This window comes from Dinghuibacter sp. (assembly GCF_035492835.1).
Taxonomy (GTDB): Bacteria; Bacteroidota; Bacteroidia; order Chitinophagales; family Chitinophagaceae; genus Dinghuibacter.
In genome coordinates, this window is the sequence record NZ_DATJIY010000187.1 from 21927 (window position 1) to 32099 (window position 10173).

The 10173-nt window shown below is 58.2% G+C and carries 10 protein-coding genes; 5 read left to right on the plus strand and 5 right to left on the minus strand.

The window, feature by feature from the left end; all coding sequences use genetic code 11:
- Positions 1–49: 49 nt before the first annotated feature.
- The 4 genes from VL547_RS18000 to VL547_RS18015 are packed head-to-tail and all read right to left on the minus strand — an operon-like array spanning position 50 to position 6582.
- The gene (locus tag VL547_RS18000; RefSeq protein WP_325580457.1) at positions 50–1690 is read right to left on the minus strand and encodes a hybrid sensor histidine kinase/response regulator; all 1641 of its coding nucleotides are present in this window, start codon (positions 1688–1690) and stop codon (positions 50–52) included.
- Positions 1687–2262 (minus strand): chemotaxis protein CheB, encoded by a 576-nt coding sequence (locus VL547_RS18005; protein WP_325580459.1) that lies wholly within the window; start codon positions 2260–2262, stop codon positions 1687–1689. Before VL547_RS18005 ends, VL547_RS18000 begins: the two co-directional genes overlap by 4 nt.
- 14 nt (positions 2263–2276) lie before the next feature.
- Complete coding sequence (locus VL547_RS18010; RefSeq protein ID WP_325580461.1) at positions 2277–3104, minus strand: CheR family methyltransferase; 828 nt, start codon at positions 3102–3104, stop codon at positions 2277–2279.
- Between the two features lie 4 nt (positions 3105–3108).
- The gene (locus VL547_RS18015) at positions 3109–6582 is read right to left on the minus strand and encodes a response regulator (protein ID WP_325580463.1); all 3474 of its coding nucleotides are present in this window, start codon (positions 6580–6582) and stop codon (positions 3109–3111) included.
- A gap of 43 nt (positions 6583–6625) precedes the next feature.
- Here VL547_RS18015 and VL547_RS18020 point away from each other — a divergent pair, with 43 nt between their 5' ends.
- Both VL547_RS18020 and VL547_RS18025 read left to right on the plus strand, forming a co-directional pair.
- Positions 6626–6862, plus strand: a complete 237-nt coding sequence (locus tag VL547_RS18020; RefSeq protein WP_325580465.1) for a hypothetical protein — start codon at positions 6626–6628, stop codon at positions 6860–6862.
- Complete coding sequence (locus tag VL547_RS18025) at positions 6849–7748, plus strand: glycosyltransferase family 2 protein (RefSeq protein ID WP_325580468.1); 900 nt, start codon at positions 6849–6851, stop codon at positions 7746–7748. Before VL547_RS18020 ends, VL547_RS18025 begins: the two co-directional genes overlap by 14 nt.
- Before the next feature lie 23 nt (positions 7749–7771).
- Here VL547_RS18025 and VL547_RS18030 read toward each other — a convergent pair whose 3' ends face one another.
- Positions 7772–8527: a glycosyltransferase family 2 protein gene (locus VL547_RS18030; protein ID WP_325580470.1), complete on the minus strand. Its 756-nt coding sequence runs from the start codon at positions 8525–8527 to the stop codon at positions 7772–7774.
- Between the two features lie 47 nt (positions 8528–8574).
- Here VL547_RS18030 and VL547_RS18035 point away from each other — a divergent pair, with 47 nt between their 5' ends.
- The 3 genes from VL547_RS18035 to VL547_RS18045 all read left to right on the plus strand — a co-directional run.
- The gene (locus VL547_RS18035; RefSeq protein WP_325580472.1) at positions 8575–9210 is read left to right on the plus strand and encodes an LON peptidase substrate-binding domain-containing protein; all 636 of its coding nucleotides are present in this window, start codon (positions 8575–8577) and stop codon (positions 9208–9210) included.
- Positions 9211–9213: 3 nt separating this feature from the next.
- Complete coding sequence (locus VL547_RS18040) at positions 9214–9942, plus strand: type III pantothenate kinase (protein ID WP_325580475.1); 729 nt, start codon at positions 9214–9216, stop codon at positions 9940–9942.
- Between the two features lie 10 nt (positions 9943–9952).
- A partial coding sequence (locus VL547_RS18045) for a hypothetical protein (protein WP_414648344.1) occupies positions 9953–10173 on the plus strand: 221 nt, incomplete at its 3' end.

Genomic DNA, 10173 nt, shown 5'->3' on the forward strand with positions numbered 1-10173 from the left:
CAGGGTGCTTCTCCCTATAACCACGCCATTATTTTTTAAAAAAGGGGAATTACGGCGTCTCCAGCGTCTTCATGAGCTCCGCTACCATTACCGGCTTTTTGATGCATATGTTCATACCGGCGCGAAGACATTCCTCGATTTCTTCTTCGGCCCGGGAGGCGGTGAGCCCCACGACGGGTACGTTCTGTTTCCGTGGATCGGTCAGGGCCCGGATGCGGCGGGTCGCTTCGATGCCGCTGATACCGGGGAGGTGGACGTCCATAAAAACCATACCTACGTCGGTGGTGCCCAGGAGCTCGAGCGCTTCCTCGGCCCCATCGGTGACCACGGCCTGGTAACCCATGCGGCCGAGGACCTTTTTGACGACGAGCTGGGCGACTTTGTCGTCTTCGACGACGAGGATGGTTTTGCCCGCGGCGATGATACGCGGGTGACCGGGCGGAGACGCGGAAAGTCCGGCCGCCGAAAGCGTGGACGCGGCGGGCGTCCCTGACGCCAACCCGAAAGGTGCCGATTCGCGGATGCGGGGCAAATCGCCACCGAGCGCACTCTCTGCCATGGTGACCGGAATAGTGAACCAAAAGGTCGAGCCGGCGCCGGGGGCGCTTTGAACGTGGATGGCGCCGCCGTGGGCCTGGACGATCTTGGCGCAGATGAGGAGCCCGAGACCGGTGCTTTTTTCTCCCTCGGTGGGACGGACGGACGTGGTTTGGAATCCTTTGAAAAGCTTGTGCTGCTCGTCGGCGGGAATACCGGGACCCTGGTCGCGGACGGAGATGACCAGCTGGTCGTTTTGCTCCTGGGAGTAGACGACGATGGCGGTCCCGCGGGGGGAGAACTTGATGGCATTGGACAGCAGGTTGCCCAGGACCTGCTCGATCTTGATGGCGTCCATATACAGATACGCCGTATGCAGGTTTTCGGTGAGCTCTATGCGGATATCCTTCTTGTCGGCAATCAGGCGGTGGATCGACAGGCTCCGGGCCAACAGGGCGCGGACATCCGTAGGTTGTATGTCCAGCGACATCTTCCCCGACTCGATCTTGGAGACGTCGAGCAGGTCTTCGATAATGCGCAGAATATAGTCGCTGGACTCCCGGATGGCGGTCAGGAAGCGGGACTGCTCATTGGTGACGGCGCCGGCGGTCAGCAGGATTTGGCTGAGCTGGGCGATGGCGCCGATGGGGTTGCGGAGGTCGTGCGCCGCCATACCCAGGAGATAATTCTTCTGGGTATTGAGGTCTTCGAGCTGCAGGTTCACGCGGGTCAGCTCGGCGTTGGCGGCCTTGAGGTCTTCCTGCCGGTGGAAAAGCTCCTCGAAAACCTGGATCTTCGCCCGGGTAATGTCCGCGTTCAGCGGTTTGTACAAATAGTCGATGGCGCCGCCGACATAACCCTGGAGCGCGTATTTCTCCTCCTTGGAAATCGCGGTCATGAAGATGATGGGTATTTCCCGGGTGGTGGGATTGCCTTTGAGCAGCGAGGCTACTTCGAAGCCATCCATGTCGGGCATTTGTACGTCCAGGAGGATCAGCCCGATGGCGCCTTTCAGGACATAGCGCAGGGCTTCCTGGCCGGAAGTGGCGCGCAGGAAACGGCGGCCTTCGCCCGCAAGCAGCTCTTCGAGTACCAACAGGTTCTCGGGGCGGTCGTCGACCAATAGGATATTTAAGGTTCGTGGTTTGTTCATGCTCGGATGCCGGATAAGAAGTCTTCGATCTGGTTCAAGGTATATATACGAGGATGCTCCAGTGACCGGATGCAGGAACCGGGCATTGTTTTGAATTCAGCTTCTTCGGGGTTCTGGACGATGACCTGGCCGCCGTTGCTTTCGATACACCGCATCCCGAAGGAGCCGTCCGAATTGCTCCCGCTGAGCAGGACGCCGGTCAGCCGGGGGCCGTATACCCGCGCGGCGCTTTCAAAAGTGACGTCGATGGAGGGGCGGCTGAATTCGACGGCGTCGGAGACGTCCAGGCTGAACGTCCGGTCGTCTTCGATGAGGAGGTGGTAATTGGCGGGCGCCACGTACAGCCACCCCCGCCGGAGGGCGCTCTTTTCCTCCGCTTCCATGATTTCCTGGCGGCCGGTCCTGAATTTCAGCAGGTCTATTACGCGGTTTTCCACGTTCCGCATGAGGTGGAAGACCACGACGATGGGCGGCATGTCGCTCCCCATCACGGATTTCATCAACCGCGCAAAGGGCTCGAAACTGCCCGCCGAGCCTCCCACGAACACTGCTTCGATCTGACTGTCCGCCATAGGTATAGCATTTATCATTTGATCCGCCGGTACGTCCGCCACCGCTGGTCCACCGCCTCGAAAGCCCTGGCATTGTCGTTAAAGGCCAGCGATTCCTTGGTCCCTAGCCCCAGGTAGCCCAGCAAGCAGAGGCTCTGCCGAAACAGGTCCACGCATTTTTGCTGGAAGGCCCGGTCGAAATAGATCATTACGTTCCGGCAGAGGATCAGGTTGAACTCGTTAAAACTACCGTCAGCCGTGAGGTTGTGCAGGGCGAAAACCATATTCTTTTTGAGGGACGCGTCAAAAAGGACATTGTCGTACTTGGCGGTATAGTAACTCGAAAATACTTCTTTTCCACCGCTGTTCCGATAGTTGCGGGTATAATCCTGCATATAACGGAGCGGAAAGATGCCTTGTTTCGCCTTTCCCAATACGTAGGAGTTGATATCCGTGGCATACAATTTTGTGCGCTCGAGCAGTCCTTCTTCCTGCAATAGGATTGCCATCGAATAAACTTCCTCTCCGGTGGAGCAACCGGCATGCCAGATTTTGATGAACGGATAGGATGCCAGCTGGGGGATCACATTTTCCCTCAGCGCCTTATAAAAGCCGGGGTCCCTGAACATCTCGGTCACGTTGACCGTCACGTATTGCAGGAAACGGGGAAAGCAGGTCTCATCGTTCAGAAGGTGGTATTCCAGCTCGGACGCGGTATATATACCCGACCGGCCCATAAAGCCCAGGATCCTGCGGCGGATCGACGCCCTGGCATAGCCTGTGAAGTCATACCCGAATCGCCGGTCCACGAGGATCAGGATCTTATCCATGTGTTCGTTCGGCAGTTCGGCGAATTTTTCCATAGGCTTACAAGCTGTTATAAAGCCAGACCCGCATCAGGGACAGCAACTGGTCGATGTCCACGGGTTTGGTGATATAGTCCGACGCCCCCGCGTCGATGCATTTTTCCCGGTCTTCTTTCATGGCTTTGGCGGTGAGAGCGATGATGGGCAGTTTTTCCCAAGCCCGGTTGTCGCGGATACGTCGCATGGCCTCGTATCCGTCCATTTCGGGCATCATGATATCCATCAGCACGATCTGTACGCCGGGGTTGGCCGTCAACTTGTCCAGGCCCTCTTTACCGTCGCCCGCAACGACGACCTCCAGGCCGTGCGCCTGGAGCGTGGCAGAAAGGGCAAAGACGTTCCGCATGTCGTCGTCGACGAGCAGGACCTTTTTCCCCCTCAGCACGTCATCCGTGTCCTGGTTGTTCCAGGAGGCGCTGGCGGCCTGACCGGTCTTCTCTTCTATCTTGTGGAGGAAGAGCGCGACCTCGTCCAGCAGGCGTTCGTTCGACCGGCCGCTTTTCAGCACGATCGTATCCGTAAAGCGCCTGATCCGCATTTCCTCGTCCCGGTCGAGGTCCTTGCTGGTATGCACGATGACCTTGGTCGTCCCCGGCAGACCCGCCTGCTGGAAGTGCTCCAGCAGGTTGAACCCGCTCATGTCCGGAAGGGTCAGGTCCAGGATGATACAATCATAGACGTCCTCGCTGACGCGTTTGATCGCCTGGGCGCCGGTCCCCGCGGTCACCAACACGATGTCCCGTTCTTTTTCCCGGAGGATGCGGTCCAGGTATTGTTGCTGGATGGTATCGTCTTCCACGATCAGCACCTTTTTAATGGACGGGTTGCGGTGCAGGGCGATGGCGCTGAAAACGCCGTCCAGGTCGCCTTTGCCAAGGGGCTTGTGGACGAAGTTGATGGCCCCGAGCTCGAGACCTTTTTCCCGGTTGTCATTCCCCGAAACGACGTGTACCGGTATGCCGCGCGTATCGGGGTCCGCCTTCAGCCGTCGGAGCACCGTCCATCCGTCCACGACGGGGAGCTGGATGTCCAGCAGCATGGCGACCGGCCTGTAGGTCTTCGCATAGTGGAGGGCTGCATCGCCCCGGGTGGCGAGCACTACTTCGTATCCCCGCGAACGGGCGAAGTCTTCCAGTATCGACCCAAACACGGCGTCGTCTTCGACGATCAACAACACCCTCCCCGAGCGGAGCAGCGTTTCGTGGTTGGCGGGGCGTTCGCCGTGGAAGGGCTCGGCGGGCACGTAGGCCGCGGGCGCCTGTTCGATCGTGTTTTCCAGCGGAGCCGTATGGACGATCGGCATATAAAGGGTAAAGGTGCTGCCTTCTCCCTCGGTGCTCTCCAACCTGATCTCGCCGCCCAGCATGGCGGCCAGCTGGCGGCTGATCGATAGCCCGAGACCCGTGCCTCCGTATTTCCGGTTGGTGGAGCCGTCCGCCTGCCGGAACGCTTCGAAGATGACCTCCTGTTTGTTGCGGGCGATACCGATGCCGTTGTCGGTGACCTGGAACGCCAGGATCTGGCCGGAGGCCATGAGCTGTTCATTCTTGATCGACAGCGTGCGCGGATTGACGGCGGTCACCTGGAGTTTTACCCTTCCGCCTTCATGCGTGAATTTAAAGGCGTTGGACAAAAGGTTGCGCAGGATTTGCTCCAGCCGGTCCTTGTCGGTATAGAGTTCTTTCGGGCAAGCCGGATCGACCTGGCTGGTGAATTGGATTTTGCCCGCTTCGGCGACTTCGCGGAACATGGATGTGAGGTCCGAACGGACCTGGGCTACCGGAACCGGGTTGATGGAAACGGTCGTCCGCCCGGCCTCGATCTTGGAAAGATCCAGCACGTCGTTGATCAGGGTCAGCAGGTCCTGGCCCGATTTGTAGACGACATTGGCGTATTCGACCTGTTTGTCGGTGAGGTTGGCGTCCTTATTTTCGGAGAGCAGCTTGGCCAGGATCAGGATGCTGTTCAACGGTGTACGGAGCTCGTGGCTCATGTTGGCCAGGAACTCGGATTTGTAACGGCTGTTCCGTTCCACCTCCTCCGCCTTGTTCATGATCTCGAGCCGGGCCATTTCGAGCGCGTCCACGTTTTCGCGGAGCTGCTGCGCCTTTTCTTCCAATTGGAGGTTAGCCTGCATCAGCTCTTCTTGTTGTACGCGCAATTCCTCCTCCGAGCTCTGGAGCTGCTCGGACTGACGAACGAGCTCTTCGTTATTGGCCTGGAGCTCTTCCTGTTGAAGCTGGAGTTCTTCGGCTTGTTTTTGCAGCTGGTCGTTGAGCACGTTCATCCGGTGACGCGAATGCGCCATCTGCACCGCTACGCCGATGTCCTTGGAAACAAACCGGAGATAATCCAGGCGCCGGCCTTCGATCGGCCCGGCGCTCCCCAGCTCCAGTATGCTCACCACGCCGTCTTCGTGGTCCACCGGCCATACCAATACATTCCGCGGGCGCATTTCCCCCAGGCCCGAGCGGATATAAAAGTAGGATTCGGGTACGTCGGTGACGGATAACGGCCGGTTCTCAAAGGCGGCCTGTCCCACCAGCCCTTCTTTGAAAGCAAAGGACGGAGCCGGCCCTTCGGGCAGGGGATAGGCAAACGAACCCGATATTTCCAGCTTGCCCGAAGACTCGTTTATGGTATAAAGGGCGCCAATCTGGGCGCCTACCCGGTTACAGACTTCCGCGATGACCTGTTGGGAAAGCTCCGACATGCTCAGGTCGCCCCTCACCTGGGCGGTCAGGTCCGAGGCGCCCGTCAGGATCCAGTTACGGCGTTCGTTTTCCGCCGAGACCCTTTCCAGGGATTCATTGGTTTGCTGGAGCGATTCCCGGGCCTGCTCCCGTTCGTTGAATGTCCGGGTAATGTACCACAGCAGGACGAGCACCACGATCAGGGTGATGAAGGTACCGCCATAGTCCGCGATGGTCGTGGCGAGCTTGCTCCGCTCCATGTCCGCATTCCGTCTTACCAGCAGGCTCCTCTCTTCCTTCCGCATGTCGTCCAGGAGGCTGTTGACCACATCCGTCAGCGAACGGGTTGCGCTCATGTCCGTTTGATTGACCACGTCCTGGGTCGTACCTCGCTGACGGATCTGGTTCTTCCGGCGGGAATCCTGCATTCGCTGGGCAATGAGCCCGCGGACCTTTTCTGCCCGGGCCGTTTGTTCCGGGTTGTCCTGGGTCTGGGTGGCAAAATGGTCCAGCAGGTATTCGATGCGTTGGGAACTTTCGTTGAACACCGCCAGGTAACGGTCGTCCCCGGAAAGGACGTACGCCCGGGAATTGCTTTCGGCGGCGGTGACGGCCCGGTCTAGGTCGTCGATCGTATTGAGGACTTCGTAGGTGTGATTCACCCAGTTGGCGTTGTCGTCGTATTTCTGGATGGTGAGGTAAGAAGAAACGCCGATGAACAGGATGAGGATGATAGATAAAGAAAACCCGAAAAGCGTTTTGTTAGCAGGCAAAAACTTCATGAGGTTTGTGCGGTTAAGGGGTTAAAGTTAGTACTTTTGCCATATGGCAAATACGTCCACATCCAGGAAAATACGGGCATTGGCGCTCGTCCTCTGCCTCGGACTGGCGACGCCCAGCGTGAAGGCCCAGTGCTCCATCTGCACGCGGACGGCCCAGCAGTTGGGCGACAAACCGGCCAGGTCGCTCAATGCGGCCATACTTTACCTGATGGCCATGCCCCTGGGCATCATGGGTTTTCTCGGGTACCGCTGGTGGAAGAATGAACATGCAAATCACTGAGCTTATACGCCCGAGGCGGGTCGATCCCCCGACCGGCGCCGTGCTTTCCCTCCTCATCCCCTCCTGGAATAACCTGGAATACCTCCGTTTATGCATCGACAGCATACGCCGGCATTCCGTCGTCCCGCTGCAGATCATCGTGCACGTCAACGATGGACGCGACGGTACGCTGGAATGGGTTAAGTCTCAGCCGGATATCGACTATACACATAGCGTTGAAAACATCGGGGTCTGCTACGCGCTCAATCACGCCCGGTCGTTGGCCCGGGGCGAATACATCGTGTACATCAACGACGATATGTATGTATGCCCGGGTTGGGACACCGCGCTAATGGACGAGGTCCGCGCCATCGGCCATCCCTGGTTCTTTTTGTCGTCGACCATGATCGAACCTCGCGCGACCGGCAATCCCGCGGTGATCGTCCAGGACTTCGGCTCCACGGTGGCGGAGTTCCGGGAGGCTTCTTTGCTGGCCGGGTATGAATCCCTGCCGCAAAACGACTGGATGGGCGCCACCTGGCCTCCGAATATCGTCCACAAGGACGTATGGGACCTGGTAGGCGGCTACAGCGTCGAGTTCTCCCCCGGCTTGTACTCCGACCCCGATTTTTCGATGAAGCTTTGGACCATGGGCGTCCGCCTGTACAAGGGTGTGGCGAAAAGCCGGGTCTATCATTTTATGAGCAAGTCGCTCGGCCGGGTGGCGCTCAATGAGGGGGACAAAACCTTCGTGCGGAAATGGGGAATCACCTCCGGGTTCCTGACCCGCCGGATGCTCAGGCGGGGTCAGCCGTTCACCGGGGCCGCCACGGACGTCCTTGCCGGCGGCGGGCACCGGCTCAAGATGACTTGGAAGCGCGTGCGGGCCTCCTTTGGGAAATTATGACACCTGGGGCCCTTGGGCGGGCCTCATACCGGTATCCTCTTCTGTAACGCGTACAGCTTATAGTATTTCATAAAGGTCAGGTGCGCCACATTGGCGGCGATGACCAGTCCCAGGAAGCCGTCCAGGAAGCCGGCCCTGAGTATATACCCCTGGAAAAAGGCCCAGAAAGGGTTCAGCAGCATTTTTGTCCAGCTTGATTTTTTGCCTTTCGCAAAATAGGCTTCTGCGCTCAGCGTACTGAACTTGTTGTTTTGCGAGACGTGCTCGTCCAGCCGGTCGTAGGAGTAGTGCAGGATGTCGCCCTTCAAGTGACCCGTAGTTCCTGCGATCTCAACTTTTTCATGGATCTTTTCGCCTGTCCACCGGGCTTTCCGTTTATCGAAGAGTCTTAATTTCCGGTCGGGGTACCAGCTGCCGTGGCGGATGAAGCGGCCGCAATAGCTTGTACAGCGGTTCATAGTGTAACCGTCCGCTATTGCGTTGTTCTTTACTTCCGTTATGGAGGCTACCAGCCTCTCGTCTATCGCCTCGTCGGCGTCAAGGCTGAGGACCAGCGGATGCGTCGCCAGGTCCAGGGCGGCGTTTTTTTGTTCGGTGTACCCGGCAAAGGGTTGTTCATACACGACCGCTCCCTTTTCACTGGCGATAGCCGTCGTCCGGTCCTGTGAGTGGGAATCCAGTATGACCACTTCATCCGCGACCGCCTGTACCGAATCGATACATCTTCCTATATTGCGTTCTTCGTTATAGGTGATGATCACCACCGACAATTTCAGCATACCCGGCCAAGATAGGGTTTTCTCGAAAAAAAGTACAACTTTGTGACATGACGAATTTTGTTCCCATATTTCCATTATCCATCGTCGTTTTCCCTGGTGAGCAATTGAACCTCCACATATTCGAGCCACGTTACAAGCAGCTGGTTAACGAATGTTTTGAAGAGCGAAAGCGATTCGGTATTCCCACCGTCATTACGGACAAGGTGTCGGAGTTCGGGACGACCGTCATGGTAAAGGACATCGTCAAGGTCTACGATTCGGGCGAAATGGACATCACCGCCGAAGGCGATTCCGTCTTCCGGATGCTGGAGCTGGTAAAAGACATCCCCGACAAGCTCTACAGCGGGGCTATCGTCAACTACCAGGAAAACCAGTTTGACGGCAACCGTCAGCTGATGCAGGCGTTGGTCCGCAGCATCCGCGAGCTACACGACCTGCTGAAGGTGCAAAAGAAATTCACCAAGGAGGACCTCCACCTCGTCACCTACGACATCGCGCACCACGTCGGTTTTTCGCTCGAAGAGGAATACGAGTTCCTCCAGCTGCCCCGGGAAATCCAGCGGCAGGAATACATAAAGCGTCATCTTGGTAAAGTGTTGCCGCTGCTGGCGGAGATGGAGGCGCTCAAGGATAAGATCAAGCTCAATGGGCATTTTAAGCAGTTGCCCGGATTCAATTTCTAAGTTATGCGTACCGTCCTTTGTCTGGATTTCGGCAATACCCGCCAAAAATGCGGCGTCTTTATCGACGGCAAGCTCCACGCCACCCGGGTGCTGGCGGACGACCAGCCGGCTTCGGTGCTCCCTTTATTGGACGAGTTCAGGCCGGAAGGTTCGGTGCTGGCGTCGGTGATCCACCACCCTGCCGGGCTTGAGGTCCTCCTCCGCGAACGCACCCGCTTTCACCTGGTCAACCACCAGAGCCGCATGCCCCTGAAGCTGCCCGTCGGCAAACCGGAGACCATCGGAGCCGACCGGTTGGCGATGATGGTAGGCGCGCTTACCCGTTTCCCCGACGTACATATCCTGGCCATAGCCCTCGGGTCCGCGATCGTCTGCAACTTTATCGACAAGTATGCCGAGTTCCTGGGCGGCAGCATTTCGCCAGGGATGGAAATGCGGTTTAAATCCCTCCACCAGTTCACCGCCAGGCTCCCGCTGATAGAAGCCGACTGGAACTACCCGCTGATCGGCATGGATACCCGCACCAATATCCTCAGCGGCGTGCTGCTCGGCATGGCCAAGGAGGTGGACGGCGTCATCGCGGCGTACCGCGAACGCTACGAAGGCCTGGAGGTTGTCCTGACGGGCGGAGACACTACGTTCTTTTCCAGCCACCTGCGCGAGCGCGTGCACATTGACCCCGACCTGATCTTTAACGGACTTTATACCCTGGGTCTCTGGAATAACCCCTAATTTCGCGCCGATGCCGGGTCCGCTGAGCAAATGGATGTCGATTTTCCTGGCGGCCGCCTGGCTGCTCGCCACTGCCTGCGAGAACGACATGCAAAAGGTCGCCGCCCTCGGCCGCCGCAGCAACGCTCCCGAAGAAGGGCATGGGATCGACGCCTACCTCAGCCAGTCCGGCCACATGAAGGCCCGCCTGCTGGCGCCCTTTATGCTCCGCTACGCGGCGCCCGACACCCC

Coding starts and splice junctions, on each gene's coding strand:
- VL547_RS18000 (WP_325580457.1), bottom strand. CDS start 1,690: ATGAACAAACCACGAACCTTAAATATCCTATTGGTCGACGACCGCCCC.
- VL547_RS18005 (WP_325580459.1), bottom strand. CDS start 2,262: ATGGCGGACAGTCAGATCGAAGCAGTGTTCGTGGGAGGCTCGGCGGGC.
- VL547_RS18010 (WP_325580461.1), bottom strand. CDS start 3,104: ATGGAAAAATTCGCCGAACTGCCGAACGAACACATGGATAAGATCCTG.
- VL547_RS18015 (WP_325580463.1), bottom strand. CDS start 6,582: ATGAAGTTTTTGCCTGCTAACAAAACGCTTTTCGGGTTTTCTTTATCT.
- VL547_RS18020 (WP_325580465.1), top strand. CDS start 6,626: ATGGCAAATACGTCCACATCCAGGAAAATACGGGCATTGGCGCTCGTC.
- VL547_RS18025 (WP_325580468.1), top strand. CDS start 6,849: ATGCAAATCACTGAGCTTATACGCCCGAGGCGGGTCGATCCCCCGACC.
- VL547_RS18030 (WP_325580470.1), bottom strand. CDS start 8,527: ATGCTGAAATTGTCGGTGGTGATCATCACCTATAACGAAGAACGCAAT.
- VL547_RS18035 (WP_325580472.1), top strand. CDS start 8,575: ATGACGAATTTTGTTCCCATATTTCCATTATCCATCGTCGTTTTCCCT.
- VL547_RS18040 (WP_325580475.1), top strand. CDS start 9,214: ATGCGTACCGTCCTTTGTCTGGATTTCGGCAATACCCGCCAAAAATGC.